Annotated in this window: 28 protein-coding genes and 2 pseudogenes; 13 read left to right on the top strand and 17 right to left on the bottom strand. The window is 70.4% G+C overall.

Annotation, left to right across the window (positions count from 1 at the left end):
* The coding region (locus ABTY04_RS07660; protein WP_352212406.1) for a hypothetical protein at window positions 1-225 on the top strand (225 nt) is incomplete at its 5' end.
* Window positions 226-396: 171 nt separating this feature from the next.
* Here ABTY04_RS07660 and ABTY04_RS07655 read toward each other — a convergent pair.
* Window positions 397-792 (bottom strand): annotated as a pseudogene (locus ABTY04_RS07655) (DNA-3-methyladenine glycosylase); the annotation flags it as partial.
* A gap of 69 nt (window positions 793-861) precedes the next feature.
* Here ABTY04_RS07655 and ABTY04_RS07650 point away from each other — a divergent pair.
* The 4 genes from ABTY04_RS07650 (at window position 862) to ABTY04_RS07635 (ending at window position 4,111) form a co-directional block, all read left to right on the top strand.
* Complete coding sequence (locus ABTY04_RS07650) at window positions 862-2,310, top strand: recombinase family protein (RefSeq protein ID WP_352212405.1); 1,449 nt, start codon at window positions 862-864, stop codon at window positions 2,308-2,310.
* A 256-nt stretch (window positions 2,311-2,566) separates the two neighbouring features.
* Window positions 2,567-2,773 (top strand): hypothetical protein, encoded by a 207-nt coding sequence (locus ABTY04_RS07645; protein WP_352212404.1) that lies wholly within the window; start codon window positions 2,567-2,569, stop codon window positions 2,771-2,773.
* Window positions 2,757-3,281, top strand: a complete 525-nt coding sequence (locus ABTY04_RS07640; protein ID WP_352212403.1) for a DUF6879 family protein — start codon at window positions 2,757-2,759, stop codon at window positions 3,279-3,281. Before ABTY04_RS07645 ends, ABTY04_RS07640 begins: the two co-directional genes overlap by 17 nt.
* A complete protein-coding gene (locus tag ABTY04_RS07635; protein ID WP_352212402.1) occupies window positions 3,278-4,111 on the top strand; it encodes a helix-turn-helix domain-containing protein in 834 nt (277 codons plus the stop codon). Before ABTY04_RS07640 ends, ABTY04_RS07635 begins: the two co-directional genes overlap by 4 nt.
* Before the next feature lie 384 nt (window positions 4,112-4,495).
* Here ABTY04_RS07635 and ABTY04_RS07630 read toward each other — a convergent pair whose 3' ends face one another.
* From ABTY04_RS07630 to ABTY04_RS07620, 3 genes and pseudogenes are all read right to left on the bottom strand, one after another.
* A complete protein-coding gene (locus tag ABTY04_RS07630; protein ID WP_352212401.1) occupies window positions 4,496-5,167 on the bottom strand; it encodes an SMI1/KNR4 family protein in 672 nt (223 codons plus the stop codon).
* Window positions 5,168-5,438: 271 nt separating this feature from the next.
* Window positions 5,439-6,050, bottom strand: a complete 612-nt coding sequence (locus ABTY04_RS07625) for a DNA-3-methyladenine glycosylase (RefSeq protein WP_352212400.1) — start codon at window positions 6,048-6,050, stop codon at window positions 5,439-5,441.
* A 14-nt stretch (window positions 6,051-6,064) separates the two neighbouring features.
* A pseudogene (locus ABTY04_RS07620) lies at window positions 6,065-6,322 on the bottom strand (DNA-3-methyladenine glycosylase); the annotation flags it as partial.
* Window positions 6,323-6,433: 111 nt separating this feature from the next.
* Here ABTY04_RS07620 and ABTY04_RS07615 point away from each other — a divergent pair.
* From ABTY04_RS07615 to ABTY04_RS07605, 3 genes are all read left to right on the top strand, one after another.
* Window positions 6,434-7,216, top strand: coding sequence for a sporulation protein (locus ABTY04_RS07615; protein ID WP_352212399.1), 783 nt, complete (start codon window positions 6,434-6,436; stop codon window positions 7,214-7,216).
* Window positions 7,217-7,280: 64 nt separating this feature from the next.
* Window positions 7,281-7,814 (top strand): YbhB/YbcL family Raf kinase inhibitor-like protein, encoded by a 534-nt coding sequence (locus ABTY04_RS07610; protein ID WP_352212398.1) that lies wholly within the window; start codon window positions 7,281-7,283, stop codon window positions 7,812-7,814.
* 149 nt (window positions 7,815-7,963) lie between these two features.
* Entirely contained in the window at window positions 7,964-8,470 is a 507-nt protein-coding gene (locus ABTY04_RS07605; RefSeq protein WP_352212397.1) for an HNH endonuclease, read from the top strand.
* 48 nt (window positions 8,471-8,518) lie between these two features.
* On the opposite strand, the gene ABTY04_RS07600 is transcribed toward ABTY04_RS07605, so the two are convergent.
* From ABTY04_RS07600 to ABTY04_RS07585, 4 genes are all read right to left on the bottom strand, one after another.
* Window positions 8,519-9,289, bottom strand: coding sequence for a sulfite exporter TauE/SafE family protein (locus tag ABTY04_RS07600; protein ID WP_352212421.1), 771 nt, complete (start codon window positions 9,287-9,289; stop codon window positions 8,519-8,521).
* A 113-nt stretch (window positions 9,290-9,402) separates the two neighbouring features.
* Window positions 9,403-10,404, bottom strand: coding sequence for an SPFH domain-containing protein (locus ABTY04_RS07595; protein WP_352212396.1), 1,002 nt, complete (start codon window positions 10,402-10,404; stop codon window positions 9,403-9,405).
* A 94-nt stretch (window positions 10,405-10,498) separates the two neighbouring features.
* A complete protein-coding gene (locus ABTY04_RS07590; protein ID WP_352212395.1) occupies window positions 10,499-10,927 on the bottom strand; it encodes an NfeD family protein in 429 nt (142 codons plus the stop codon).
* A gap of 55 nt (window positions 10,928-10,982) precedes the next feature.
* Window positions 10,983-11,783, bottom strand: a complete 801-nt coding sequence (locus ABTY04_RS07585; RefSeq protein WP_352212394.1) for an ABC transporter ATP-binding protein — start codon at window positions 11,781-11,783, stop codon at window positions 10,983-10,985.
* A 145-nt stretch (window positions 11,784-11,928) separates the two neighbouring features.
* On the opposite strand from ABTY04_RS07585, the gene ABTY04_RS07580 reads away from it, so the two are divergent.
* Entirely contained in the window at window positions 11,929-12,714 is a 786-nt protein-coding gene (locus ABTY04_RS07580; protein ID WP_352212393.1) for an Rv1486c family protein, read from the top strand.
* A 604-nt stretch (window positions 12,715-13,318) separates the two neighbouring features.
* Here the strand turns inward: ABTY04_RS07580 and ABTY04_RS07575 are convergent.
* From ABTY04_RS07575 to ABTY04_RS07565, 3 genes are all read right to left on the bottom strand, one after another.
* Window positions 13,319-13,564: a chaplin gene (locus ABTY04_RS07575; protein WP_352212392.1), complete on the bottom strand. Its 246-nt coding sequence runs from the start codon at window positions 13,562-13,564 to the stop codon at window positions 13,319-13,321.
* A gap of 152 nt (window positions 13,565-13,716) precedes the next feature.
* Window positions 13,717-14,364, bottom strand: a complete 648-nt coding sequence (locus tag ABTY04_RS07570) for a response regulator (protein WP_352212391.1) — start codon at window positions 14,362-14,364, stop codon at window positions 13,717-13,719.
* Complete coding sequence (locus ABTY04_RS07565; protein ID WP_352212390.1) at window positions 14,357-15,502, bottom strand: GAF domain-containing sensor histidine kinase; 1,146 nt, start codon at window positions 15,500-15,502, stop codon at window positions 14,357-14,359. The genes ABTY04_RS07570 and ABTY04_RS07565 overlap by 8 nt, the downstream gene beginning before the upstream one ends.
* A 474-nt stretch (window positions 15,503-15,976) precedes the next feature.
* On the opposite strand from ABTY04_RS07565, the gene ABTY04_RS07560 reads away from it, so the two are divergent.
* A complete protein-coding gene (locus ABTY04_RS07560) occupies window positions 15,977-16,717 on the top strand; it encodes a transglycosylase SLT domain-containing protein (protein ID WP_352212389.1) in 741 nt (246 codons plus the stop codon).
* Between the two features lie 112 nt (window positions 16,718-16,829).
* On the opposite strand, the gene ABTY04_RS07555 is transcribed toward ABTY04_RS07560, so the two are convergent.
* The gene (locus tag ABTY04_RS07555; RefSeq protein ID WP_352212388.1) at window positions 16,830-19,385 is read right to left on the bottom strand and encodes an ABC transporter ATP-binding protein/permease; all 2,556 of its coding nucleotides are present in this window, start codon (window positions 19,383-19,385) and stop codon (window positions 16,830-16,832) included.
* A 255-nt stretch (window positions 19,386-19,640) separates the two neighbouring features.
* Here ABTY04_RS07555 and ABTY04_RS07550 point away from each other — a divergent pair, with 255 nt between their 5' ends.
* Together ABTY04_RS07550 and serB are read left to right on the top strand one after the other, a co-directional pair.
* Window positions 19,641-21,173: a streptophobe family protein gene (locus ABTY04_RS07550; protein WP_352212387.1), complete on the top strand. Its 1,533-nt coding sequence runs from the start codon at window positions 19,641-19,643 to the stop codon at window positions 21,171-21,173.
* A gap of 223 nt (window positions 21,174-21,396) precedes the next feature.
* Window positions 21,397-22,599: a phosphoserine phosphatase SerB gene (gene serB, locus ABTY04_RS07545; protein WP_352212386.1), complete on the top strand. Its 1,203-nt coding sequence runs from the start codon at window positions 21,397-21,399 to the stop codon at window positions 22,597-22,599.
* An 83-nt stretch (window positions 22,600-22,682) separates the two neighbouring features.
* Here serB and ABTY04_RS07540 read toward each other — a convergent pair whose 3' ends face one another.
* From ABTY04_RS07540 to ABTY04_RS07525, 4 genes are all read right to left on the bottom strand, one after another.
* Window positions 22,683-23,204 (bottom strand): SixA phosphatase family protein, encoded by a 522-nt coding sequence (locus ABTY04_RS07540; RefSeq protein WP_352212385.1) that lies wholly within the window; start codon window positions 23,202-23,204, stop codon window positions 22,683-22,685.
* A 67-nt stretch (window positions 23,205-23,271) separates the two neighbouring features.
* Window positions 23,272-23,472: a hypothetical protein gene (locus ABTY04_RS07535; protein ID WP_352212384.1), complete on the bottom strand. Its 201-nt coding sequence runs from the start codon at window positions 23,470-23,472 to the stop codon at window positions 23,272-23,274.
* Between the two features lie 183 nt (window positions 23,473-23,655).
* Window positions 23,656-23,775: an SGM_5486 family transporter-associated protein gene (locus ABTY04_RS07530; RefSeq protein WP_267882186.1), complete on the bottom strand. Its 120-nt coding sequence runs from the start codon at window positions 23,773-23,775 to the stop codon at window positions 23,656-23,658.
* Window positions 23,776-23,780: 5 nt separating this feature from the next.
* Window positions 23,781-25,079, bottom strand: a complete 1,299-nt coding sequence (locus tag ABTY04_RS07525) for a CynX/NimT family MFS transporter (protein ID WP_352212383.1) — start codon at window positions 25,077-25,079, stop codon at window positions 23,781-23,783.
* Window positions 25,080-25,151: 72 nt separating this feature from the next.
* On the opposite strand from ABTY04_RS07525, the gene ABTY04_RS07520 reads away from it, so the two are divergent.
* On the top strand, window positions 25,152-25,823 hold the full coding sequence (locus ABTY04_RS07520) for a FadR/GntR family transcriptional regulator (protein ID WP_352212420.1): 672 nt from the start codon (window positions 25,152-25,154) through the stop codon (window positions 25,821-25,823).
* Between the two features lie 18 nt (window positions 25,824-25,841).
* Here ABTY04_RS07520 and ABTY04_RS07515 read toward each other — a convergent pair whose 3' ends face one another.
* Window positions 25,842-26,330: a hypothetical protein gene (locus ABTY04_RS07515; protein WP_352212382.1), complete on the bottom strand. Its 489-nt coding sequence runs from the start codon at window positions 26,328-26,330 to the stop codon at window positions 25,842-25,844.
* Between the last annotated feature and the right edge of the window lie 81 nt (window positions 26,331-26,411).

The following is a 26,411-nucleotide window of genomic DNA, read 5'->3' as shown; positions in this document are numbered from 1 at the left end:
CATCCACCGGAGTGGACGGGGTATCAACTTCTGGCGTTGATTTTTGGCACGCTGTTGAGTTCTCAAGGAACGGACGCTTCCTTTGTACTCACCCTTTCGGGCTTTCCTCCGGGCTTTCGTTCTTCGTTTCCAACTCTACCAGATCATTTCCGCGCCGTTTCCGGTCTTGGATTTGAATTCGGTGGCCGTTGGGGGCCTTTGCCTTTCGGCGTTCCACCACTTTAGCGCTTATCCCTTGCGACTCATAATCGAGCCACCGGATTCGAATTCGGGCACGCCGAAATCGACCCCGCCAGGGGTAAGTCGTAGGTAGTGGGTTGGCCGCTCCGGGGGTCTGCTGATAGCAGTGCCCCGTTCAAGCGGCTCGGGCTACGTTAGGCGTCCGCCAAGGGCGAGTCAAGTTGAACGGCGGCGTGGCGTGTGGGCGCGATACGGGCTCACCGTCGGGTCCTGGGTGATCCAGTAGCGGTAGGGGTGGCCCGCGCCGGCGCCACCGACTCCCGTGCGGGGACCGTTGCTCACCCGATCGGGCGAGGTGGGGACACCCGTCAGGAGCGCCAGGGGGGAATCCGGGCCGGCACACAGGTCGGTGCCGTCGAGGGAGCGGTCCACCGCCAGGGCCGCGGCCAGGCGTGCCGGCCCTTTGGCCAGTTCCCGGTCACTTCTGGCTGAAAGTCGACGTTTACGAGCCAGCTCCGCGCCCCTGGTGACCTCGCCGGCGCGCAGCAGGACCCCGCTCGCGTGGCCGGGCGGGCCGCACACCTGGTTCAGGCTGAACCACATGCCGTAGGTAACTCACTAGGCATGTACGTCGTTTGATCCGGCAGCATCGGCAAAGCGACGACGAGCAGGAGACAGGCAGTGCGAGCGATCATCTACGCCAGGCTCAGCCCCACCCCGAGGGGCGAGGAATCCAAGGGTGGGAACCTGACACAACAGGTCGAGCTGAGTCAGGCGCTGTGCGACCGGAAGGGCTGGTCAGTCGTAGCCACGATCGTTGAGAAGGACACGTCGGCCTCGACAAAGCGGGGAACGAAGCGGAGCGCCGAGTGGGAGCGCGTCAAGGCTCTGGTGGAGGACGGCAAGGCAGACGCCATCGTGTCCCGCCACTACGACCGTATGTACCGCACCCCCTGGGATCTTGAAGACCTGGTGGACCTGGCCGAGGCGACCGGCGTCACGCTGGCCGCCGCGCAAGCTCAGGGAGTGCTCGACCTGTCCACGCCGTCCGGCCGTCTCGCTGCTCGCATCGGGGCTGTGGTGGCTCGCAACGAGACCGAGATGCGAGTCGAGCGTCAGGTACTCGGACACCAGCGACGCAGGGAGTCGGGGAGGCCCTTCTGGAGTACTCGCCCCTTCGGCTTCGAGCGGGACGGCAGGCACCGAGAAGCAGAGGCGGAAGCCCTGCGGCAGGCCTACCGGGATGTCCTGGCCGGCGTCACCCTCTGGTCCATCGCGAAGGACTGGAACACACGTGGACTGCTCTCGCCGCACGGCAAGGAGTGGCGCAGCTCGAACCTTCGGGTCGTCCTCTTGAAGCCGAGGAACGCGGGAATCCAGACGTACTCGCAGTGGGTCGAGAAGCCGGACGGGATGCGCGTGCGGCGGACCGAGGAGACCGGAGCGGGCAACTGGGAGGCGATCGTTTCCGAGGGCATATTCCGTGCCCTGGTCCGACACCTGAGCGACCCCGAGCGCAACACTGGCGGCGGCGGCAAGCGCAAGGCCCTGTTGTCCGGCGTGGTCCGCTGCTCGAAGTGTCAGGCCGTCGTCACTCAAGGGTGGAGCAAGAAGAACGCGGCAGGAGAGCGGTACCGCATCTACACCTGTTCGGGTGGCCGGTGCATCACCTGCCCGGCGGACCCGCTGGACTCCTTCGTGGTCAGGAAGGTCATCGACAGGGCCGAGGAGTGGAACGCGGCACCGGCCACGGATGCCGCAGACGAGGAGCGAGAGGCCGAACTGCTGGCCGAGGAGACGGCCGCATCCGAGAGGCGCACCGCCTTGGCAGAGATGTTCGCCGTAGGGGACATCGACGCGTCGACCCTGCGGACGGGCATCGGCAGGTGTGACGCCGAGCTGACGAAGATCCGGGCCGAGCTGGCAGACCTGGCATCGCAGCGGGTGCGCGTCGACCTGGGCGACATCGAGTACCTGTGGGAGGAACTGGACTACGAGGACCCCGACCGCATCGACTACGTGCGGACCGTCGTCATGCAGGTCTGCGAGCGAGTCGAGCTGATGCCGCGCGGTCGAGGGGTCCGGTCCTTCAAGGGCGAGCACTGTCGGATCACGTTCCGGAACCCCTGAGATCCGCTCCCTGAGAGCTGAGCCGGCGGTCGCGCTCAACGAGTACGGGCCCTGTCTGACGAGAGCCGGGCGGGGCCCTTCGTCATACCCGGCGAGGGAGGGGCCGGACATCCCTCAGAGCGTCTGTGCGCCCCTCTCTTTCCTCAGTTCATGCAACAACGTGCATGAGTCACGTCCGTGCATGGACGGCTGTGAGTGGCGCCCGTACGGTCGTCTCAGGCGGCCCAATCGGGCTGGCAGGTCAAGGGGGTTCCGCATGGCACGCGAAGAACTGACTCGGCTCACTGGCAACGGCAACGGCACGTGTGGAGAGGATGACTGCCCGAACGTCTACCGCACCGCGTCCGGATCCATCGTGGTTCAGGGCGACGTGTCCGATGCCTTCACTGCCCCGCAGGGGGAAGGGCTCGTGGAGATCCCCGAGAGTGTTCTTCGGGAGGCCGTTCGTGCTCTTGGATGGTGAGGAGTGGCGGGCGATGCTCCGCGGCTTCCAGTCGGAAGCGTGGCGGCTGGAGACCCTGCCCCAGTACCTCGTACCGCAGGAGTCGGACGAACTCGCAGCCTTCAGGGCAGGCAAGCGCGTCGACCCGGACACCTACTCGTCGGCGTACACGGAAGATCTGAAGCGGCTGTGCGGCGCGGGAAGGAGCAAGGGGCGAGTGCACGTCCTGACTCGACCGCTCTCCGAGTACCTGCGCTTCGAGTTCTCCCGGTATTACGCCCCGCACGTGCTCGCCGGGGAGGACATCCGCATCCTTGACGTGACCGAGCGAGAGAACCCGTTGCCGGACGTCGAGGACTTCTGGATGTTCGACCGCTCGACGGTCGTTCTCATGAAGTACGAGGACGACGGAACGCAGATCGGCCGGGAGCTGTACGAGGGTGACCCTGCGCCGTTCATCGAGTGGCAGCGCATCGCCGTTGCCGAGTCGGTTCCCTTCCTGGAGTACGCGGAGCGCGTGACGGAGTGACGTTCGAAGCTGAGCAGCTTGGCGAGTCCGGTACCGAACTCGCCTGTCTGCTCCGGGACCTGCGCAAGCGAGCCGGTCTCTCAGGGGACCGGCTCGCAGCGCGCTGCAACATGTCCCAGTCGAAGGTGTCTCGCATCGAGAACGGCCGGACACGGCCGTCCCTGGTCGACGTCGAGCAGATCTTGCGCGCGCTGGAAGCTCCGCCGGAACTGATCGCCAAGGTCTCGGCCCTTGCCAGGATGGCGAACACCGAGTGGCGGAATCTCCGAGAACTCCGGCGCAAGGGGCTCGGTACGAGACAGGCCGAGCTGAAGTCGCTCGAAGCGTCCTCTACGCACATGCGCTACTTCCTGCTCTCGATGGTCACCGGGCTGCTCGCAACACCGGAGTACGTGCGGGCGAGCCTGGCCCACTCGACGGCCGACACGAGCAAGGCCGAAGCGGGGAAGCTGGGACGGCAAGCCGTCCTCTACGACGCCTCGAAGCGGTTCACGTTCGTTCTGACCGAGCAGGCGGTTCGCTGGCCGGTCGTCGCCCCATTGGCACTGGCCGAGCAGATGGACCGGCTGGCTTCCCTGTCCTACCTCCCGAACGTTCAGATCGGGGTGATCCCCGTAGGGGCACCGACGCCCCGAACCCCTCTGAGTACGTTCACCGTCTACGACGCCGCGTTGGTCACCATCGAGACGACGGCGGGAAGTCTCGTACTCCGCGACGGCCGAGATGTTCAGGCGTACCTGAAGGAGTTCGCCGGGTACGAGGAATACGCCCTCTTCGCCGAAGACCTTCGGGCGCGGCTCGCCGAGTGGTCCGCCGCTTGCCGCGCATGACTTCAGTCGACTACGCGACTGAAGGGCCATCCCGTACGCACCCCGGGGGATCCCTGCGGCTGAGGCGCGGGTTCGTGTGCCTGAGGCGTTGGTTTCCTGCCAGTCCGTGGTGTCAAGCTCGGCCCAGGTCAGCCAGGTGGTGCCGTGCATTCGATCATTCCGCTGACGTCGGTAGACATGGAGAGATCCTGCCTGCGCAGGCCAGGGGCCAGCACTTCCTTTTCCCGCGCGTGCGTACGCAGCCCGGTCGTCCAGTTGTGACTTGGCGCCGCAGCTGGCCCATCCTGACAGCTGCAACGCAAGTTCCAAGAGATCGCTGACCTGCCGAGATCCCTTAAGAGACGATGGCTGGAGCAGTCGGCCGGGGCGGGGCACGGTGTGGCGTCAGGTGGTCCCAGGTTCCTGCTGTGCAGTGAGCTCGGCCGCTTCGAGCCAGGCGGTGTACCAGCGGGCGAAAGTGACCGGCCTCCCGCCGTCATCGAGCAGCGGGACGAGGTCGGCATCGTCTGCGCGGCAGTCGGACCAGATGGTTCCGCGGTGCGTGCCACTGATGATCAGCCACTCCCTCTGGGCGCAGCCGAGGTGCGAGATCACGATCGCCCCGGCGGTGCGCTCCGGGGCGAACATCACGGCATCCCAGCGTTCGTCCCATGCCTCGATGGCGTCGTCGAAGTCCTCTTCCTCGGGACGTTCGGCAAGGAGTGCGTCCAGGAGCTCAGGGTCGGGGCCGTGGTCAGGAAAGGGCTGGGCGAGCATGGCCAGGTCAGCCAGATCGGCGCCGTCCCCTTCCCAACGCCAGCGGCCTTGCACGCGACGCACGGGGAAGAGCCCGTAAGCGGGACCTGCGCCGCCGGCGCCTACGCAGGTGAGGAAGTCCCGGTAGTCCTCCGGCAACCGCACACCCACCTGCGCTTCGAGCTCGGCAAGCGCGTCATCCGCCAGCGGATCTTCCAAGACCCACCGGTGCCCGAGCGAACCGAACACCTGGCCGCTCGCCGACTGGGCACCCAACGCGGCAACACGCTGGCGCACACCGTTCCACAGTTGATCAACCATGCGCTGACCGTAGGCGGAGCCAGTGACAACCACCCGGCCGGGCCATTGCAGGCCGCTAGGCCAACTACGACGCTCAGCAGGCCAAGTAGGTGCGAAAAGGGGCCAGGTAGACCGCTAAGTCTCACCCACCCTTCCGGCCCAAGTCGGCGCACGTCGGCAGCCGCGCAACCGGCAGGAACGCGCCACGCGCCACGCTCGCGGGCGATCACCCGCCTTCCGGCCGACTTCCATGCTGACCCGCTGGCGAGCCGCGAGAAAGGCGCACAGCGGCTCAGACTCCGGTGGGCGGCTTGGCTCGCGGGCTCAGTCGGTACGCCGAGACCGTCGGATCGTCGGCGATGTAGAAGCGATGCTGCCAGTCGTGGGCTTTGCTCACCCCCACCCGTGGGCCGACCCGGATGAGCTCAGCGGGGATCGGCTCGCCCTCGGAGAGAACGACCGAGGTGCCCGTCAGCAGGTCTGCGCCGCTGTGCTCTGCCGTGATGCCGAGCGCCTGGCCGAGGTTCCCCGGACCTCGGGCCAGACGTGCGCTCTCGACCCTTTCCCCTCGCCTCTTGCGTGCCAGGTCTTCCCCCTCGATGACCCTGCCCGCCCGGATGAGCACACCCGAGGCGATGCCGTCCGTCCCGGTGACGACGTTGGCGCACCAGTGGAGTCCGTGGGAGCGGTAGACGTACAGGTGCCCTGCGGGGCCGAACATGACGGCGTTGCGGGGTGTCCGGCCCCGGTAGGCGTGGGAAGCCGGGTCGGCCTCACCTGAGTACGCCTCGGTCTCCGTGATGGCGATGCTCACGGTACCTTCGGGGGTGTTGCAGGTCAGGACGCTCCCGAGCAGCTTGGGGGCGACCTCTTCGGCTGGGTGGGCAAGGAAGTCGATGTTCATGCTGACCGCCTTGACATGCCGTAGATGAAGTAGACGTATGCGTGTCCGGGCGGACCGAACATCGATGCGTTGCGCTCGGTGCGCCCCCGGTACGCGTGGGAGCCCGGGTCGGCCTCCCCCTCGTACGCCTCCACCTCCGTGATGCGGAGTTCCAGGGGCCCCTCGGGTGTACGGCGGACGAGGATGCGGCCGAGGAGATCCGGGGCCACCGCGAGGACCGGCCGGTCGAAGAAGGACCGGGTCAGGGGCGTACGGTCGGGGCGCGCGCTCATCCGGTCGAGCGTAGTCGAACGCGCACGTCTGCAACCGGGGCCTAAGGTTCCGCGTTTGTCAGTGTGTACTCGTAAGCGGTAGTCGCACGAGCCTTCAAGGGGAGTCAGAGCATGGGGTTCAAGAAGCTGTTCGCGGCGCTGGGCGCCGGCGGTGCTTCGGTGGACACGATCATCACCGAGCCGAACGTCGTGCCGGGCGGGATCGTCCAGGGTGAGGTCCGCATCCAGGGCGGTTCCGTGGAGCAGCAGATCGAGGGCCTGTCCGTCGGCCTGCAGGCGCGGGTCGAGGTGGAGGGCGGCGACCAGGAGTACAAGCAGGACATCGTCTTCACCAAGCAGCGCCTCGGCGGTGCCTTCCAGGTGCAGCCGGGCGCGCTGCACGTGGTGCCGTTCGGGCTGGAGATCCCGTGGGAGACGCCGATCACCCACTTCGGGGGTCAGCACCTGCACGGGATGAACATCGGGGTCAGCACCGAGCTGGAGATCGCGCGCGCGGTGGACGCCGGCGACCTCGACCCGATCAACGTGCACCCGGTGCCGGCGCAGCAGGCGATCCTGGACGCCTTCCGCCAGCTCGGCTTCGGCTTCCGCAGTGCGGACATGGAGCGGGGGCACATCCGCGGGACGCGCCAGACGCTGCCGTTCTACCAGGAGATCGAGTTCCTGCCCCCGTCGCAGTACCGCGGGCTGAACCAGGTCGAGCTGACCTTCATCTCGGACGGCCGTGAGATGGACGTCGTCCTGGAGATGGACAAGAAGTCCGGGCTGTTCACCGAGGGCAGTGACACCTACCGCTGCTTCCAGGTGGATCTGCAGTCGTACCAGGGCACCGACTGGGCGGCGTACCTCAACCAGTGGATCGCGTCCGTGGGTTCGCAGCGCAACTGGTTCTAGGCTCGGGCCCGGTGCCGGTACCGGTTTCGGTACCGGTTCGGGTTCGTGATCAGGAGGTTCAGCAGTGGCCGAGCAGAACAGGGCCCCCCTTCCGCATGACTTCCACCCCCAGGTGCACGCGTTCTCCGTGGAGAGTGCGGATCTGGAGCCCGGTGCGGACCTGGGCGGCGCCCAGGTCCTGCAGGGCGGGAACGTCTCGCCGCATCTGCGGTGGGAAGGGTTCCCCGAGGGGACGAAGAGCTTCGCCGTGACGTGCTTCGACCCGGATGCCCCGACGGGCAGCGGGTTCTGGCACTGGGTGCTCTTCGATCTGCCCGCTTCTGTCACCGAGCTCCCGGCCGGGGCGGGCAGCGGGAAGTTCGAGGGGCTGCCCGCCGGGGCGGTGCACGTGCGGAACGACTACGGAACGCAGGACTTCGGCGGCGCTGCCCCGCCGGCCGGGGAGCGGCACAGGTATGTGTTCACCGTCTACGCGGTCGACCAGGAGAAGCTGGGCCCCGGTGCGGACGCGACGCCGGCCGTGGTCGGATTCAACCTGCGTTTCCACACGTTGGGGCGGGCGCAGCTGATCGGTGAGTACGAGGCTCCCGTGAGCTGATCGTTCGCCGGGCGTTTGCCCGGTCCTGGTCTAAAGACGACCAGGACCGGGCATTTTTATTGCGTTGTCCCGCGTGGCGCGCGCGGCCAGAGTGGTTGCGGGCTCTGCCGCCAGGGTGGTCGCGGGCCTGCACACGGGAGGTGGGCGAGATGCGGGACACGCTGGTGCTGAATGCGAGCTTCGAGCCGCTGTCGACGGTGACGTTGAACCGGGCTGTGGTCCTGGTGCTCCAGGACAAGGCCGTCGTCGAGCAGTCGCATCCCGAACTGCGTGTGCGCGGGGCCACCATGGATCTTCCGATGCCCCGGGTGATCAGGTTGTGCAGGTACGTACGGGTGCCGTTCCGAAGACATGCTCCCTGGTCACGGAGGGGGGTGCTGGTCCGGGACCAGCACCGGTGCGCCTACTGCGGGAAGCGCGCGACGACCGTGGACCACGTACTGCCGCGGGCCCAGGGCGGTGGGGACACGTGGTTGAACACGGTGGCCTCCTGTGCCGAGGACAATCACCGCAAGGCGGCCCGGACTCCGGAGGAGGCGGGGATGCCCCTCCTGCGGAAGCCCTTCGTGCCGTCTCCGGCCGACGCCATGCTGCTGGCCCTCGGGGTGGGGGGCAGCGAGGCGTTGCCGGAGTGGCTGGAGCGTTCCGCCTCGTAAGGCCGCATGACCGCCGGTGCGCTGGGCGACGTATTTCTGCTACGTCGCTCAGCGCAGCAGCAGCTGGACGATCGCGAGGATGCCGACGGTCACGATGACCGCGCGGAGCACGGTCGGCGACAGGCGGCGGCCGACCTTGGCGCCGATCTGGCCGCCCAGGGTGGAGCCGGCGGCGATCAGGAGCACGGCCGTCCAGTCGAACTCGGCGACGAAGAGGAAGACGACGGCCGCGGTGCCGTTCACCAGGGCGGCGATGACGTTCTTGACGGCGTTGATGCGTTGCAGGTCCTCGTGGAGCAGCAGGCCCATCAGGCCGAGGTAGAGCACGCCCTGTGCGGCGCCGAAGTAGCCCCCGTACGCGCTGGCGAGCAGCATTCCGGAGAGCAGGGCGGGGCCGCCGTCGGGGTGTCCGGCATCTCCTCCGGCGGCTTCCTGGCGCCTGCGCAGGGCCGCGGCGAGCCTGGGCTGGAGGATGACGAGCACGAGGGCGAGTCCGATGAGTACGGGCACGATCGTGTCGAAGGAGTCCGACGGCAGGGTGAGGAGCAGGACGGCGCCCGCGAATCCCCCGACGAGGGAGACGGCGCCGAGCCGGATGATCCGGGCGCGCTGGCCCTGGAGCTCCTTGCGGTAGCCGATGGCTCCGCTGATGGAACCGGGCACCAGGCCCAGGGTGTTGGACACGTTGGCCGTGACCGGCGGGAGTCCGGTGGCCAGCAGCACCGGGAAGGTGATGAGGGTCCCGGAGCCGACGATGGTGTTGATGGTGCCGGCGCCGATGCCGGCCGCGAACACCGCGAGTGATTCCCAGATGGACATGGACATGGACTGGGCCATCCCCTTTGCATGAGTGAGTCGCCTCCCCGCCATGAAGGTCGAGGGGCCTCACTGATCATGCAGGAGGGGATGCCGTTTCGGGTGGGGCGGGGGGGTCAGTCGATCGGCGGCTGTTCGCGTCGCGTCGTGCCGTTCGTGCCGTTCGCGCCGTTGCCTGCGCTGCTGCCTTCGGCTGCGGCGGCCTTGCCGGCGTTCTGCGGGTTGAAGCCCGAACCGCCACCCATGGGGCCGAAGTTGCCCATGGCTCCCGAGAGGCCCTTGAGCGCGTCTCCGATCTCGCTGGGCACGATCCAGAGCTTGTTCGCGTCTCCTTCGGCGATCTTCGGGAGCATCTGGAGGTACTGGTAGGCCAGGAGCTTCTGGTCGGCGTCTCCGGCGTGGATGGACTCGAAGACCGTACGGATGGCCTGCGCCTCGCCCTCGGCCTTGAGGGCGGCGGCCTTGGCCTCACCCTCGGCGCGCAGGATGGAGGACTGCTTCTCGCCCTCGGCACGCAGGATCTCGGACTGCCGGACACCTTCGGCCTGGAGGATCGCGGCGCGCTTGTCGCGGTCGGCGCGCATCTGCTTCTCCATCGAGTCCTGGATGGAGGTCGGCGGCTCGATCGCCTTGAGCTCGACGCGGTTGACGCGGATGCCCCACTTGCCGGTCGCCTCGTCGAGGACTCCGCGCAGGGCCGCGTTGATCTCCTCACGGGAGGTCAGGGTCCGTTCCAGGTCCATGCCGCCGATGATGTTGCGCAGGGTCGTGACGGTGAGCTGCTCGATGGCCTGGATGTAGCTGGCGACCTCGTACGTCGCGGCGCGGGCATCGGTCACCTGGTAGTAGATGACCGTGTCGATGTTGACGACCAGGTTGTCCTGGGTGATGACCGGCTGCGGCGGGAACGGCACGACCTGCTCGCGCAGGTCGATGCGGTTGCGGATGGAGTCGATGAACGGGACGACGATGTTGAGGCCTGCGTTGAGGGTTCGCGTGTAGCGGCCGAAGCGTTCGACGATGGCGGCGCTGGCCTGCGGGATCACCTGGATCGTCTTGACCAGTGCGATGAAGACCAGAACCACCAGAATGATCAGGACGATGATGATCGATGACATGCAGTTCCCCGTGCCCTTCCGGCTGTCCGTGCTGCCCCGTTGACCGGAGTCTCGCAGACCCCGGGGCCGCGGGTCGGCTCCTTAGCTCACAAGCTCACATCACGACCGCGGTGGCTCCGTCGATCTCCACGACGTCCACCTGCTGGCCCGGTTCGAAGCTGCTGTCCGCGTCGAGGGTCCGTGCGGACCAGATTTCGCCGGCGAGTTTGATCCGGCCTCCGCTGCCGTCGACGCGTTCGAGGACGAGCGCGCTCCTGCCCTTCAACGCGTCGATTCCGGTGCGGTGTTGGGGCCGCTGCTCACGGTGGTGGTTGGCGATCGAGCGGACGACGGCGATGAGCGCCACCGAAACGATCACGAAGACCAGGACCTGGGCGACCACTCCCCCGCCGAGCGCCGCCGTGACGGCGGCCGCGACGGCACCGCCGGCGAACATGCCGAACTCGGGCATCGCCGTCAGGACGAGCGGGATGCCCAGTCCGACCGCGCCGATGAGCCACCACAGCCACGCGTCGATGTTCACATGGTCATGGTAGGTCGGGCAGGCGCAGTCGGGACAGGGTGCGACGGAGCCCGTACTAGCGCAGCGGGAGGCCCTGCGCCGTCCAGCGGTCGCTGTCGTTGCGCTCGACGACCAGCGGAAGGCCGAAGCAGAGCGAGAGGTTGCGCGAGGTCAGTTCGAGGTCGATCGGGCCCGCGGTGACGACCTTGCCCTGGCGGATCATCAGGACGTGGGTGAAGCCGGGGGCGATCTCCTCGACGTGGTGCGTGACCATGGCCATGGAGGGCGCCAGGGGGTCGCGCGCGAGGCGGCCGAGGCGGCGTACGAGGTCCTCGCGGCCGCCGAGGTCCAGACCGGCGGCGGGCTCGTCGAGGAGGAGCAGCTCGGGGTCGGTCATCAGGGCGCGGGCGATCAGGGTGCGCTTGCGCTCGCCCTCGGAGAGGGTGCCGAACTTCCGGTCGAGGTACTCCGTCATGCCGAGGCGGTCGAGGAACGCGCGGGCGCGCTGCTCGTCGATCTCCTCGTACTCCTCTTGCCAGGTCGCCGTCATGCCGTAGGCGGCGGTGAGGACGGTCTGCAGGACGGTCTGGCGCTTGGGGAGCTTGTCGGCCAGCGCGATGCCGGCGACGCCGATGCGCGGGCGCAGCTCGAAGACGTCGCTGCCGGGCTTGCCGAGGGTGCTGCCGAGGATGGTGGCGGAGCCCTTGGTGGGGAAGAGGTAGCTGGAGGCGAGGTTCAGCAGCGTGGTCTTGCCGGCGCCGTTGGGGCCGAGGATCACCCAGCGCTCCCCCTCCTTCACCGACCAGGAGACCTGGTCCACCAGAGCCCGGCCCTCGCGGACCACGGATACGTCCACCAGCTCCAGAACATCGCTCATGAGCGTGTTGTCTCCCCTTGTAGTCTCGGTTTCGTCTGTGCACCGGTAGGCGCAGCCCCAGGGGAAAACCTACGCCACTCGGCGAGGGGTCCGGGCGCCAGGTTGGCTGCGGGGCGCGTTCCGGGGTGATCCGTAAAGTGGGGGAATGCTTTTCGAACCACGTTCAGGGCGGTTGGCCGCCTGGGGGAACGCACTGCTGGCCGGACTGGTCTCGCCCGACGAGGCCGTGTTGTCGATCGTGGACGAGGACGCCGTGCACCGGGTGGAGGGGCTGCCGGGTGAATCGGGTCCGGTGGGTCTCACGCTGGCGCTGGGGCGGCTGCGGGCGCTGGGGGTGACCGGGCTCCGGGTGGCACTGCCGGCTCCGGGGCATCCGCTGGGGCTGAGCGGGCCCGCGGAGTTCAATGCGCGGGCGCTGGAGGCGGAGGAGGCGGTGGTCGCGGTGGGCGCGGCGCTGGGTCTGGTGCCGGAGGTGGCCGAGGCCGGGCCGGAGGGAGACGTACACGTCTCGGTGACGTGGCACTGCCTGCCGGTACGGGAGGCCCCGCCGGCGGACGTGCCGTCGCTCGGCGAGGCGGAGCGGGAACTGGCGGAGGCGCTGCGCGAGGCGACGGTGGTGCTGACGCGGCTGGACGTGGCCGGGTCGGGGCCGGTGGCGGAGGCCGCGCTGTCGGCGTACCGGGCGCGGGCGGAGGCCGGCCGGGAGGTCCTGGCGCCCGGGTATCCGGCGCGGGCGGTGCGGGTGCTGGCGCTGGCGCAGCGGGTGGATCTGCTGGTGTCGCTGGCGTACGAGCACGGGCCCGGGGGTGCGGTGGCCGCCTCGGAGATGGCGGCGCGGTCGGAGGCGCTGCGGCCGGTGGAGCGGGTGGCGCGGCGTGCGCTGGTCGCGGCGTACAACTCTGCCGTGGAGGAGCGCGAGCGCGGCCGGTAGCTGCGGCGGCGGGGCCGGGGCTCCGCGCCCCGCACGCCGACGCGGCCGGGGCGCTGCGGCGGGTCTGTGGGCGGGTGGGTGGTCCGACGCCGGCCACCCACACCGGGACACCGCGACTCACACGCCGGCGGAGGCCGGAGCGGCTGCGGCAGCGGGGCTACGCACGAGGCTTCACGCCTCGCCCACCGGCGGGGCCGGAAGGCTGCGGCCGGGCCGTGGGCGGGTGGGCAGTACGGCGCCGGCCACCCGCACCGGGGTTTCGTGCCTCGCACGCCGGCGGAGGCCGGGAAGGCTGTGGCCGGGGCGGGGCTCCGCGCCGGGGGTTCGTGCCTACACCGCGGGGCCGGGACGGCTGCCGCGGGCGGGTGGGTGGTTCCGCGCCGGCCTGGCGTGACGCACCGCGGCCCCGCTTCCCGGGGAGAGGGGGGAAAGCGGGGCCGGGGTACGCGCGGTCCGTCGGCGGGGTTGTCGCCGGACGGGGTCCGGAGCGGCGGACCGCAGCCTGACGGGCTGTGCGAGGGCCCCGTCAGGCGTTGCTCCGCAGGCCGGCCGGTCGATGGACGGGGCCCACAGCCGGGGCGTGCGGAGCAGTGCGGGGTGCGCGTCAGGCGTTGACGCCCGTGTTGCCCCAGACGCCGTTCAGCAGGCCGATCACGGTGACCGTGTTGCCGACGACGTTCACCGGGACGTGGACGGGGGCCTGGATCTGGTTTCCGGAGACGACGCCGGGCGAGCCCATGGCCTCGCCGTCCGCCGACGCACCACCGTGCGCCGAGGAGACGCCGGCGCCCGCGGCAAGGAGACCGCCCGCGATCATGGTGATGGCAGTGGCCTTCTTGATGTTCTTCACGTTCTTCGTCCTCCCGTACGTCTGCCGCGGCCGGCCGCCGCAGCACGTCATGAAGAACGGTCATCCGACGAACGGGATGCGCCATGTGGGCTACATCCACCCGACCGTATGAATTTGAGATCGGAGCTGGACGGTCCGTTTCTGGCGGCGCATCAGTCCGCGATCCCGTGCCTGACCGCCCACAACGCCGCCTGTGTCCGGTCCGAGAGGTCCAGCTTCATCAGGATGTTCGACACGTGCGTCTTGACCGTCTTCTCGGACAGCACCAGCGCACGGGCGATCTCCCGGTTGGAGCGGCCGTCCGCGATGAGGGACAGGACCTCTTGTTCGCGCTCCGTCAGGGAGCCGCCCCGGCTCGACGAAGGCTGTTCCTCCTGGGAGAGCAGGGCCTCCGCCACTTCCGGCTGGAGCAGCACGTGGCCGGCGTGGACGGAGCGGATGGCTCCGGCCAGGGCGTCGGGGTCGATGTCCTTGTAGACGTATCCGGCAGCGCCGCCGCGCAGGGCCGGCACCACCGTCCGCTGCTCGGTGAAGCTCGTGACGATCAGCACCCGCGCCGGATTGGCCAGCGCGCGCAGCCTGCGCAGGGCCTCGATGCCGTCGGTCCCCGGCATCTTGATGTCCATCAGGATCACGTCGGGACGCAGCTCCTCGGCGCGGGCCACACCCTCCTCGCCGTCGGCGGCCTCCCCGACCACCTCGATGTCGTCCTGGACCTCCAGGAAGGTCCGCAAGCCCCGGCGGACGACCTGGTGGTCGTCGACGAGCAGTACGCGGATCCTGCCGGGCGTGTCAGCCACCGGGGACCTCCATCTCGATCGTGGTGCCCGTACCGGGCTCCGAGTGCACGGTGAGGCGGCCGCCGACGCCGCTCGCCCGGTCCCGCATGGAGACCAGGCCGAGGTGGCGCCCGGCCGCGCGGATGGAGGAAGGGGAGAAGCCGCTTCCGTTGTCCGTGACGGTCAGGACGGCTCCCGCGGCCCGGCGGGCGAGGGCGACCTCGACGCGGTCGGCGCCCGAGTGCCGCAGGGCGTTGTGGAGGGCTTCCTGGGCGACCCGGAGCAGCGCCTCCTCGTGGGTCGCCGGGAGGGCCCGTACGCCGTCACAGGTGAAGGTGACGTGCGCGGTGTGGGCGCGGTCGAGCACGTGGACCTGGTCGCGGAGGGTGGCGACCAGGCCGTCCTCGTCGAGCCCGGCCGGGCGCAGCTCGGTCACGGCGGCGCGCAGTTCGTCGGCGGCTTCCGCGGCGAGGGCGGCGACCTGCTGGAGCTCGCCCTTGGCGCGGGCCGGGTCGCGGTCCACGAGGGCTGCGGCGGCCTGGGCGGTCAGGCGGAGCGAGAAGAGCTTCTGGGCGACGGCGTCGTGCAGCTCGTGGGCGAGGCGGGAGCGCTCCTCGGCGATGGTGAGCTCGCGGCTGCGCTCGTACAGCCGGGCATTGGTGAGGGCGATCGCCGCGTGCTGGGCGAGGAGGGCGACGAGCTCCTCGTCTTCTTCGGTGAACCCGCCGGGGCTGCGTTTGTTCGCCAGGAAGAGGGCCCCGAGGGTCTCCTCGCCGTCACGGACGGGCCGGCCGAGGAAGTCGGACATCTCGGGGTGGGCGGCGGGCCAGCCCTCGAAGCGGGGGTCCTTGCGTACGTCGGCCAGCCGCTCGGGGCCGTCCTGGTGGAGCATCGCGGCGAGGATGCCGTGCTGGCGGGGCAGGGGGCCGATCCGGCGCCACTGCTCCTCGCTGATGCCGTCCACGACGAACTGGGCGAAGCCGCCGTGGTCGTCCGGGACGCCCAGGGCCGCGTACTCGGCGTCGAGCAGCTGGCGGGCCGATACGACGATCGTGCGCAGGACGTCGCGGACCTCCAGCCGGCGGCTCATGGCGAGCAGGGCGGTGCTCACGGCCGCGAGGCCGCTGCGGGGTCCGCCTGACGCGGGACTACCAGTCATGGGCTCACCGTACTCGTGGCTCTGACCTGCGGTATCGGCCTCGGGTCCCAGGTGCGGGGGCCGTTCGGCCTCCTCCGCAAGGAGGGGGTCGCGGGGCCGGTCTCTGTCTTGAGGATGAGGGCCGCGGCGGGCTTGTGGTCCTCGGGGTGGAGAATTTCGCTACGGAATGCATTGCTGTCGCAACTCATGGCGAAACCGTTATGCGGCCCGATGTGAGCCCGAGCATAGGACCCAGGTCACTTACGAAGGTGCCTAGTGGATGCATAAAGAGCCTGTCGGCGCGGCTGCACCTGGCATCCGGCCCTGAATTCCGGGCTCGTCCGCGCCCCCTGATCCACTAAGCGGGATCGTACGTCACACCTTTGCCAGGCGATTTTGCCGCCGCTAAGAATTGCTCCCGTCGCACAGCGTCGCGGATCCCGGATCCGAGCGGCGCTTTCCTGCGGCTCCCGCTATTCGAAGAGGTTGCTACGCATGTCGAAGACCAGCACCCCCGGCCACCATCGTCGCCTGACGAAGGCGCACAAGATGTCGTTCGCCGCCTTCGCCACCATCGGCGCCGCGGCCCTGGCCGCGACCGTCGTCCCCGCCGGCAATGCCGACGCCGAGACGACCGTGACCGCCGCCCCCGTGGCGTGGACCCAGGCCGTCGAGGGTGTCCAGGCCAAGACGGTGCAGCACCTCGCTTCGCAGACCAAGCTGGCCACCGAGGCCGCGAAGGTCGAGGCCGCGGTGAAGGCCAAGGCCGCGGCCGCCGCGAAGGCGAAGGCCAATGCGGCCGCCGCCAAGGCGAAGGCAGAGGCGAAGGCAAAGGCCAAGGCCAAGGCCAAGGCGAAGGCGAACCGCGAGGCGAAGGCGGCTGCCAGCCGTTCCCTCGCCCGCAAGCCGATCTACGCGAACAACCTTGACGGCTGGATCAAGGAGTCGCTGGCGATCATGAAGGCGCACAAGATTCCGGGCACGTACAACGGCCTGTACAAGAACATCATGCGCGAGTCGAGCGGCAACCCGCGGGCGATCAACAACTGGGACATCAACGCCCAGAACGGTGTGCCCTCGAAGGGTCTGCTGCAGATCATCAAGCCGACCTTCCTCGCGTACCACGTGCCCGGCACCCCGCTGGACCAGTACCACCCGGTCGCCAACATCGTGGCCTCGGCAAACTACGCCGCCCACCGTTACGGCTCGATCGACAACGTCAACAGCGCCTACTAAGGCGCGACTGGCACAACACGGCGGAGCAACCCCCCATGCGCCTCAGGGCGGCACCCGGTATCCGGGTGCCGCCCTGAGGCGTTCGTACGGGGGGTGCGCCGGCCCGTGCCGGCTAGTTGCGCATGACCTCGGGCTCGTGGCGGCGCAGCAGCCTCTGTACGGCGAAGCCGCAGGCGACGCCGATGAGCAGCAGGATCGTGATGTTCACGCCCCACTGGGCGACCGAGTGCTCCCACAGGGGGTCGGTGTTGGTCGGGTTCTGCTGGTCCCACGGCGGCATGAGCTTGCCGAGGTTCAGCGTGGTGCCGGCGGCGGCGACGGCCCAGCGGGACGGCATCAGCCAGGCGAACTGCTCCAGGCCCGGGGAGTCGTACACCTGGAAGAGGATGCCGGTGAACACGACCTGGACGATCGCGAACATGACCAGCAGCGGCATGGTCTTCTCGGCGGTCTTCACCAGCGAGGAGATCACGAGGCCGAACATCATCGAGGTGAAGCCGAGCGCGGTGACCGACAGGCAGAGCTCGACCGCCGGCGGCATGAGCAGGCCGTCGGCAGGCAGGTCGCGCGGGGTGAAGCCGATGACGCAGATGACCACGCCCTGGATGGCCGTGATGAAGCCGAGGACGATCACCTTCGACATGAGGTACGCCGACCGGGACAGGCCGGTGGCGCGTTCACGCTCGTAGATGACCCGTTCCTTGATCAGCTCGCGGACCGAGTTCGCGGCGCCCGAGAAACACATGCCGACGCAGAGGATCAGCATGATCGTGCCGGCGTCGCCGTTGAACCGGGACGGCGGCTTCGGCGGCGCGAGGCCGAAGGTCGCGGGGATGACCGTCGAGACCACGCCCAGGACCGCGGGGAGGATCAGCATCAGGGCCATGAAGCCCTTGTCGGACGCGATCACCGAGACGTAGCGGCGGATCAGGGTCCACAGCTGGTCGCCCCAGCCCTGCGCCTTCGGCGGCATCATCTGCTGCATCGGCGGCATCGCGACCTGCTGCGGGGCGACGGCGTCGAGGTCGGCGGCGTAGAGCTGGTAGTGCTGCGAGCCCTTCCAGCGGCCGGCCCAGTCGTAGTCGCGGTAGTTCTCGAACGCCGAGAAGACGTCCGCCCATGTGGTGTAGCCGAAGAAGTTCAGCGCCTCGTCCGGCGGGCCGAAGTACGCGACCGAACCGCCCGGGGCCATGACCAGCAGCTTGTCGCAGAGGGACAGCTCGGCGACGGAGTGGGTGACGACGAGGACCGTGCGGCCGTCGTCGGCGAGGCCGCGCAGCAGCTGCATGACGTCGCGGTCCATGCCCGGGTCGAGGCCGGAGGTCGGCTCGTCCAGGAAGATCAGCGACGGCTTGGTGAGGAGCTCCAGGGCCACGGACACGCGCTTGCGCTGACCACCGGAGAGCGCGGTGATCTTCTTGTCCTTGTGGATGTCGAGCTTGAGCTCGCGCAGGACCTCGTCGATGCGGGCGGCGCGCTCGGACTCGGCGGTGTCGCCGGGGAAGCGGAGCTTGGCCGCGTACTTGAGGGCCGTGCTGACCTTCAGCTCCTTGTGCAGGATGTCGTCCTGCGGGACCAGGCCGATGCGCTGGCGGAGCTCCGCGAACTGCTTGTACAGGTTGCGGTTGTCGTAGAGGACGTCGCCCTGGTTGGCAGGCCGGTAGCCGGTCAGCGCCTTGAGCAGCGTCGACTTTCCGGAACCGGAGGGGCCGATGACGCCGATGAGCGACTTCTCCGGGACGCCGAAGGTGACGTCCTTGAGGATCTGCTTGCCGCCGTCGACCGTCACCGTGAGGTGGCGGGCCGAGAAGGAGACATCACCGGTGTCGACGAACTCCTCAAGCCGGTCACCGACGATCCGGAACGTCGAGTGGCCGACGCCGACGATGTCGGACGGGCCGAGCAGTGCGCTGCCGGACTTGGCCAGCGGCTGGCCGTTGACGTAGGTGCCGTTGTGGCTGCCGAGGTCGTGGATCTCGAACCGGCCGTTGGTGGAGCGGAACTCCGCGTGGTGGCGCGAGACCTGGAGGTCCGAGACGACGAGCTCGTTCTCCAGCGCACGGCCGATCCGCATGACGCGGCCGACGGCGATCTGGTGGAACGTCGTCGGGCTGCGGTCACCGCCGTAGGCGGGGCCGGCGCCCTGCGCGGGGTGGGGCGCGCCGCCACCCTGCTGCTGCGGGAAGTGCGGCTGCTGCGGCTGCTGGTGGGCGGCGGGCTGCTGCGGCTGCTGCTGCCAGGCCTGCTGCTGCGGCTGCTGCGCCTGGGCCGGGGCCTGGTACGCCGGGGCCGCCTGCTGGGCCGGGGCCTGGTAGGCGGGCGCCGGGGCCTGGTAGGCCGGGGCCGCCTGCTGCGGTACGGCCTGCTGCGGCGCGGCAGCGGCGCTCAGATTCAGCCGCGGCCCGTCGGTGGCGTTGCCGAGGTGGACGGGCGTGCCCGGCACGAGCTCGGTCTGCTGGACCCGCGCGCCTTGCACGTAGGTGCCGTTGGTGCTGCCGTGGTCCTCGATGCCCCAACCCCGGCCGTTCCAGGCGATCGTGGCATGCCGCCACGACACCCGGGCGTCATCGATCACCACGTCTCCCTGGGGGTCACGCCCCAGCGAGTACGACCTGGACGGATCGAGCGTCCAGGTCCTTCCATTCAATTCCAGTACGAGTTCCGGCACTCCAGCCCCACTTAAGTCCCCCGAGAATCCCCCTGGCGTCAGGGAGTCCGACGTCAGGGAGTCTAGGGATGGCGAACATCCGGGGGAACTATTTCAGGCCTTCGGCCACATGTGGAATCGGGGCCTTCCCACGGCGTCTACGCCTGCCCGTTGACGGGGTTGAAAGTCACCCGGAGAGTGAGATACGGGACTTCTCGCCCTGGCCGGCCCCGTCCCGCACCGTCCCGTCCCGCTCGGCACGCATCGGGGGCACGCATGCGACGCATTCGTTGGGGAGACGTGTTCGTGTCGGGCGTCGCCGCCGCGGGCTGGGCCCTCGTCGTCATGGCCGGGGTCGCCGCACTGGGGCTCCACCTGCTCGGCGCCGACGCGGCGGGAGGCTCGCTCGGGGCGATGACGGCCGCCGTGGTGGTCCTCGCGATCGGCGGCACGGTGACCCCGTCGGGGGACGTGTCGGTCCTCGGGGTCACCGGACCGGGGGCACAGACCTCACTGGACGTCGTGCCGCTCGGGGTCGGGCTGGCCGGGGCCCTGGTCCTGGCCCGGATCTTCCTGCGCTCGGTCCGGACGGGGGCACCGCGCGGGGAACTCGCCGCCCGGGCGGCCTCGGTGGCGGTACTGCTCGTCGCGGCGGCCGGCGGGCTGGCCCGGGCCGCGCACGACGTGGTCACCCTGGACGGCCCGCAGCTGCCGAGGACACCGCAGAGGGTCGTGGTCCCCGGGATCGGGGACATCGGCGGGCTGCTCCCCGACCGCATCGGGGACCTGATCGACTCCCGGGCCCGGGTGGGGTTCTCGGTGGAGTTCGGGCCGACGCTGCTGGGCGCGGGAGTGTGGGTGCTGGCCGTCCTGGCGGTGGCGCTGCTGGCTTCGCGGCGCGGGCCGGCGGCGTTCGCACCGCTGCGGCCCGCGGTGTCGGCGCTGGTGGTGGCGCTGCTGGTGGCGGTGGCGGCCGGGCTGGCGGCCGCGGTGTGGGCGGCGGCGGGCGACGACCATCCCCGGCGGGTGCTGGGCGCCGCGCTGCTGGGGGCGCCGAACGGGGCCTGGACGGGGGTGCTGCTGGGGCTCTTCGTACCGTTCGACGGCCGGGCCACGGGCACCCTGGGCCGGCTGCTGCCGGATCCGCTGGACGACCTGCTCGGGGCGTCGGTGCCGGAGCGGGTGACGCCGGCCCGGCTGGCGGAGTACGACGGTCGGGTCTGGCTGCTGGTCGCGGGGCTGGGGCTGCTGCTGCTCTGCGCCGGCGTCCTGGCCGCCGTACGGACTCCGGGGCGCGGGATCCTGGAGTGCGCGGTGCGGCTGGCGGCCGTGACCGGGGTGGCGCTGGCGGTACTGGTGTGGCTGACGGGGGTGTCGGTGGACGCTTCGCTGTCGGTGCTCGGTGTGGACGCGGTGGACGCCGGGGTGGAGCTGCGGGGCGACGCGGTGTACGCGCTGCTGCTCGGGGCGGCCTGGGGTGCGGTGGCGGGCGGTGCGGGGGCCCTGCTGGCCGGGCGCCGTCGGCCGCCGCGGCCGGTGACGGCGGCCGGACCGGGCGCCGCCGTGCCGACGGTCCCGTACCCGCCGGGGCGGCCGTACCCGTACGCACACCCGCACCCGTACCCCGAGCCGGCCCCCGAGCCGTACCCCGGCGCGGAACCCGAGCCGGACGGCTCCTGGGACGTCACGATCACCCGGCTGCCCCGGCGGCCCTCGCGGCGACCCGGTCCGCCCCACCGCCCGCCGTTCACCCCTCCCCCGCCGCCCCCGCCGCCGCCTCCGCCCCTGCCGCCGAGGCCCCCGGTCTGACGCGTCGAACCGGGGCGGACGTATCGAACACGGTCATCGGCCGGACCGCCCCGAGGACCCGGACACCTCCCCGCCGTCCTGCGTTCACCCCGGCGCCACCCGCTCCGCCGGTCCCCCGGGCGGCCGCGCCGGGCGGCGGCGGGGAGCACTCCGCCGGAAAATGGTTCCGGCAGGTGGGACGGGGGTCCAAGCAGGGAGGGCGGGAAGATACGGTGAGGGAACCATGAGCGCTTCACAGACCTCCGACGTCCCCACCCTCCTCGTCAAGATCTTCGGCAAGGACCGTCCCGGGATCACCGCCGGGCTGTTCGACACCCTCGCCGCCTACTCCGTCGACGTCGTCGACATCGAGCAGGTCGTCACCCGCGGCCGCATCGTCCTGTGCGCCCTCGTCACCAAGCCCGCCGGCGGCGGCGAGGGCGAGCTGCGGGCCACCGTCCACAGCTGGGCCGAGTCGCTCAAGATGCAGGCCGAGATCCTCTCCGGTACCGGCGACAACCGGCCGCGCGGCAGCGGCCGTTCGCACGTCACTGTGCTGGGGCACCCGCTGACCGCCGAGTCGACGGCCGCCATAGCCTCCCGGATCACCTCGACCGGCGGCAACATCGACCGTATCTTCCGGCTCGCCAAGTACCCCGTGACGGCCGTCGAGTTCGCCGTCTCCGGCTGCGAGACCGAGCCGCTGCGCACCGCCCTGGCCACCGCCGCCTCACACATCGGCGTCGACGTGGCCGTGGTCTCGGCGGGCCTGCACCGCCGGGCCCAGCGCCTCGTCGTCATGGACGTGGACTCGACCCTGATCCAGGACGAGGTCATCGAGCTGTTCGCCGCACACGCCGGCTGTGAGGCCGAGGTCGCCGAGGTGACCGAGCGGGCCATGCGCGGCGAGCTGGACTTCGAGCAGTCGCTGCACGCCCGCGTGAAGCTGCTGGCAGGGCTGGACGCCTCCGTCGTGGACAAGGTCCGCTCCGAGGTGCGGCTCACGCCGGGCGCCCGGACCCTGATCCGCACCCTGAAGCAGCTCGGCTACCAGGTCGGCGTGGTCTCCGGCGGGTTCACCCAGGTGACGGACGATCTGCAGGAGCGGCTGGGGCTGGACTTCGCCTCGGCCAACACCCTCGAAATCGTCGACGGGAAGCTGACCGGCCGGGTCACCGGCGAGATCGTGGACCGGGCGGGCAAGGCCCGGCTGCTGCGCCGCTTCGCCGCGGAGGCCGGCGTACCGCTGGCCCAGACCGTGGCCATCGGCGACGGCGCCAACGACCTGGACATGCTGAACGCGGCCGGGCTGGGCGTGGCCTTCAACGCCAAGCCGGTGGTCCGTGAGGCCGCGCACACGGCGGTGAACGTGCCGTTCCTGGACGCGGTGCTGTACCTGCTTGGCATCACCCGTGAAGAGGTCGAGGCCGCCGGCCTGACCACCTGAGCCCCGCGTACGAGGACGGGCCCCGGCGGAACAACCGCGCCGGGGCCCGTCCTCGTACGTCCTCCCACGCCTCGGACGCGTCGTCAGTGGTCCTCGGGCGTCCAGTAGTCCAGCAGCGTGCCCACCCCGTGCTCCACGGACTTCCAGGAACCGGTGAAGGAGACGACGGCGAACGCCGCGGTCGGGAACCCGGTGCGGGTCATACGGGCCAGGGCGTCGCCCTCCGCGCGCCCGGCCAGGGCGTCGGCGACGGCGTGCATGCCCGGGTTGTGACCGATGACGAGGAGGTCCTTGACCTCGTCGGACGTCTCGTTCAGGAGGGCGATGATCTCGCCCGGCGAGGCGTCGTACAGCCGTTCCTCGTACGAGGTCCGCGGCCGGTGCGGCATCTCCTGGACGGCGAGCTTCCAGGTCTCACGGGTACGGGCGGCGGTGGAGCAGAGGGCCAGGTCGAAGGCGATGCCGGTCTCGGCCAGCTTCAGCCCGACGGCCGGTGCGTCCTTGCGGCCGCGTTCCGCCAGCGGTCGGTCGTGGTCGGCCACCTCGGGCCAGTCTGCCTTGGCGTGCCGGAGGAGGACGATCCTGCGGGGTGTGTCGGCGCTCATGGCTCCCAGCTTCGCATGGATCGGGCCACGGAGCGCAGGGTGTTGAAGGGCGCGGCCGCTCGCCCGGTCAGCCGACCACGCGCAGGATCTGCTCGGTGATCTGGAGGATCGCGGAGGCCTCTCCGGAGGCGGCATGGGCCTCGCCGGAGCCGGCGAGGAGCAGCAGCAGGAGGCAGAAGGCGAGCGCGGGGAGGGCCAGCGCCCACCAGTGCAGCCGGGCGCTCGCGCCGTGGACTCGGGGACCGGGAGTGTGCGTGGGGGCCGACATGGCCGCCTCCGTGGGTACGCGGGGTGGGACTGGCTCGCTCTCTTCGAATCTATGGATCCGAAGACGCGCCGCCCATCCGGGGCACACCCCAGTCGACCCTGAACCTGACCCCCTAAGGGTTGGTGGGGGTAGCCCCACCCACCATGGCCCGAACCGGCCGAAGTGGCCGGTTCCGGGCTCGTGTCAGGGGGAGACGACGGTGGCGATGACGGAGATGATCACGGTCACGACGAGCATCGCGCCGAGCACCATGCCGAGCTTCTTGTGACTGTTCTGCGGGTTCGGTTCGAGTACGGGCGACATGCCGCTCAGTCTCGCATGCCGCATTCGTCCTCGATCGTGCGGTCCCGGCCGGCCAGGACGCCCAGCGCGATCTGCGGGATCAGCAGGCTCGCCATGAGGGTGAGCGGCAGGTCCCAGCCGCCGCTGTGCTGGTAGAGGGCGCCGATGAGGAGCGGTCCGGGGATGGAGATGAGGTAGCCGACGCTCTGGGCGAAGGCGGACAGCTTGACGACGCCAGCCGGGGACTTGGCGCGCAGCCCGATCAGCGTGATGACGAGGGGGAAGGCGCAGTTGGAGATGCCGAGCAGGAGCGCCCAGGCCCAGGCGCCGGCGGCGGGGGCGAAGCAGAGGCCGCCGTATCCGACCAGGCCGAAGGCGCCGAGGGTGGCGGCGATGGCGCCCTGGTTCCTCATCCGGCCGGCCAGGTTGGGGATGACGAAGGCGAGCGGGACGCCCATGACCATGGTGACGGCGAGCAGGATGCCGGCGGTGGAGGCGGAGACCCCGGCGTCGCGGAAGATCTGCGGCAGCCAGCCCATGGTGATGTACGCGCCGGTGGCCTGGAGGCCGAAGTAGCAGGCCAGCGCCCAGGCGGTGCGGCTGCGGACGATCTTCGGTCCCGTGTCCGCCCCTGCGTTCGGGGCCGGCTCGGCGGCGGCCCGCTTCTCCCGCCGGACGGACGCCGTGACGGGCAGCCACGGCAGTACGGCGGCCACCGCGAGCACGGCCCACACCAGCAGGCCCGTACGCCAGCTGCCGCCGAGGGCGGAGGTCATCGGGACGGTCACGGCGGCGGCGAGCGAGGTGCCGAGGGCCAGGGCCATGGAGTACAGGCCGGTCATGGTGCCCACGCGGTCCGGGAACCAGCGCTTGACGATGACCGGGAGCAGCACGTTGGTCAGGGCTATGCCCGCCAGGGACAGGGCGCTGGCGGCGAGGAACCCGGCTGCGTTGTCGGTGAGGGGGCGGATCAGCAGTCCGGCGGCGACGGCGGCCATGCCGGCGCAGACCACGGCGGCCGGGCCGAAGCGGCGGGAGAGCCGGGGCGCGGTGACGCCGAAGACGGCGAAGCAGAGGGCGGGGACGGAGGTGATCAGTCCGGCGACGGTTCCGCTCATGCCGAGGCCCGTGCGGACCTCCTCGAAGAGGGCGCCGAGGCTGGTGATGGCGGGCCGCAGGTTGAGGGCGGCCAGCACGATGCCGACGATGAGGACCGGGCCGAGCCAGGCGGGTTGCGGGCTCGCGGGAGCTGCGGAGGGGGACTGCACGGGTACCGCGCGCGCGGCCCGGGGCCGGTTCAGGGTCTGGATTTCTTCGTCGGGCATTACACCATCATAGAATCATGGGATGATTGGTTGTCACCCCCCGGACTGGACTTCGGAGAGGACCCCGCCCGCATGCCGCTGACCTCGCCCCGGCGATCCGCACTGGTCGATCAGGTGATCGCCCAGATCAGGAACCAGATCACCTCCGGCGAATGGCCGGTCGGAGCCCGCATCCCCACCGAGCCGGAGCTGGTGGAGCTGCTGGGCGTCGCCCGCAACACCGTCCGGGAGGCCGTCCGGGCCCTCGCGCACAACGGGCTGCTGGACATCCGGCAGGGCTCGGGAACGTACGTCATCGCGACGAGCGAGCTGGCCGGGGTGATGCACCGCCGCTTCGCGGGCGCCGACCCGCGGCACATCGCGGAGCTCCGCTCGACGCTGGAGTCCTCCGCGGCCCGGCTGGCGGCCCAGCGGCGCACCGAGCGGGACCTGGGGCAGCTGGACGCGCTGCTGGCGCGGCGCGAGGAGGCGTGGGCGAGCGGGGAGGCGGAGCGGTTCGTGGCGGCGGACGTGGCACTGCACATGGCAGTGGTGGCGGCCTCGCACAACGAGGTGCTCATCGAGCTGTACGCGGACCTCGGCGACCTGGTGGCGGACTGGCTGCGCGCGGACGTGGGCACGGAGCTGGATCCGGCGGCGCACCTGGACCACGCCCGGCTGATCGAGGCGATCCGGCGCGGCGACGGGGACTCGGCGGCGGCGGAGGCGGCGGGCTACCCGTTCGCGTGCCTCGGCAGGGCGTAGCGCGGCGGGCCGGCCGCGTCACGGCCGCTGGTGGGTGACCCAGGCCGAGCGGACTTCCTTCCAGCAGCGGCTGGTGAGCGCGACCCGGCCGGCCGGTCCCAGGGCGACGGCGGTGCTGTCCGTGTCCAGGTCCCACCAGCGGTCGCATTCCACGTGCAGACGCAGGAGGTCGGTCTCCGGAAAGCCGTTGTGGCAGGTCGCGGTCACCTGCGAGCCCTCGATCACCGTGTCGCAGTCGGCGCCGAACAGCTGGGGGGCGGCGGGCGGCGCGGGCCGTACGGGCGGCTCCGCGGGGATCTCGCCGAGGTCCACGACGGCGGGGGCCACGGCAGCGGGGTCCACGGCGGTGCGTTCCGCGACGGCGGGGTCGATGACGGCAGGGGCCGCCGCCCCGGGCCCGGCTGCCGGGTCGCCCGCGCCGGGCTGCGCGACGGCCCCCAGAACCAGGAATCCGGTCAGGACCACCGAGGTGACCAGCGATACCGCTCGGCTCCGCCTCGCGCGCACTCCCGTACCTCCTCCCCGCAGGAGCCGGGAAGATCCCGACTCGCCCAGTTTGCAGGCATATGTCCCGGTTTTCGACTCGGG

Source organism: Streptomyces sp. NPDC097981 (assembly GCF_040302565.1).
In the GTDB taxonomy this organism is placed as follows: domain Bacteria; phylum Actinomycetota; class Actinomycetes; order Streptomycetales; family Streptomycetaceae; genus Streptomyces.
This window is presented reverse-complemented; position numbering and strand designations above follow the sequence as displayed.

What these genes read in the sequence shown, in the direction of transcription:
- serB (WP_352212386.1), top strand. Translation starts at nt 21,397, where the DNA reads ATGAGCGCTTCACAGACCTCCGACGTCCCCACCCTCCTCGTCAAGATC.
- ABTY04_RS07580 (WP_352212393.1), top strand. Translation starts at nt 11,929, where the DNA reads ATGCTTTTCGAACCACGTTCAGGGCGGTTGGCCGCCTGGGGGAACGCA.
- ABTY04_RS07595 (WP_352212396.1), bottom strand. Translation starts at nt 10,404, where the DNA reads ATGTCATCGATCATCATCGTCCTGATCATTCTGGTGGTTCTGGTCTTC.
- ABTY04_RS07600 (WP_352212421.1), bottom strand. Translation starts at nt 9,289, where the DNA reads ATGTCCATCTGGGAATCACTCGCGGTGTTCGCGGCCGGCATCGGCGCC.
- ABTY04_RS07535 (WP_352212384.1), bottom strand. Translation starts at nt 23,472, where the DNA reads ATGTCGGCCCCCACGCACACTCCCGGTCCCCGAGTCCACGGCGCGAGC.
- ABTY04_RS07520 (WP_352212420.1), top strand. Translation starts at nt 25,152, where the DNA reads ATGCCGCTGACCTCGCCCCGGCGATCCGCACTGGTCGATCAGGTGATC.
- ABTY04_RS07550 (WP_352212387.1), top strand. Translation starts at nt 19,641, where the DNA reads ATGCGACGCATTCGTTGGGGAGACGTGTTCGTGTCGGGCGTCGCCGCC.
- ABTY04_RS07625 (WP_352212400.1), bottom strand. Translation starts at nt 6,050, where the DNA reads ATGAACATCGACTTCCTTGCCCACCCAGCCGAAGAGGTCGCCCCCAAG.
- ABTY04_RS07585 (WP_352212394.1), bottom strand. Translation starts at nt 11,783, where the DNA reads ATGAGCGATGTTCTGGAGCTGGTGGACGTATCCGTGGTCCGCGAGGGC.
- ABTY04_RS07560 (WP_352212389.1), top strand. Translation starts at nt 15,977, where the DNA reads ATGTCGAAGACCAGCACCCCCGGCCACCATCGTCGCCTGACGAAGGCG.
- ABTY04_RS07540 (WP_352212385.1), bottom strand. Translation starts at nt 23,204, where the DNA reads ATGAGCGCCGACACACCCCGCAGGATCGTCCTCCTCCGGCACGCCAAG.
- ABTY04_RS07615 (WP_352212399.1), top strand. Translation starts at nt 6,434, where the DNA reads ATGGGGTTCAAGAAGCTGTTCGCGGCGCTGGGCGCCGGCGGTGCTTCG.
- ABTY04_RS07605 (WP_352212397.1), top strand. Translation starts at nt 7,964, where the DNA reads ATGCGGGACACGCTGGTGCTGAATGCGAGCTTCGAGCCGCTGTCGACG.
- ABTY04_RS07630 (WP_352212401.1), bottom strand. Translation starts at nt 5,167, where the DNA reads ATGGTTGATCAACTGTGGAACGGTGTGCGCCAGCGTGTTGCCGCGTTG.
- ABTY04_RS07645 (WP_352212404.1), top strand. Translation starts at nt 2,567, where the DNA reads ATGGCACGCGAAGAACTGACTCGGCTCACTGGCAACGGCAACGGCACG.
- ABTY04_RS07530 (WP_267882186.1), bottom strand. Translation starts at nt 23,775, where the DNA reads ATGTCGCCCGTACTCGAACCGAACCCGCAGAACAGTCACAAGAAGCTC.
- ABTY04_RS07565 (WP_352212390.1), bottom strand. Translation starts at nt 15,502, where the DNA reads ATGACTGGTAGTCCCGCGTCAGGCGGACCCCGCAGCGGCCTCGCGGCC.
- ABTY04_RS07525 (WP_352212383.1), bottom strand. Translation starts at nt 25,079, where the DNA reads ATGCCCGACGAAGAAATCCAGACCCTGAACCGGCCCCGGGCCGCGCGC.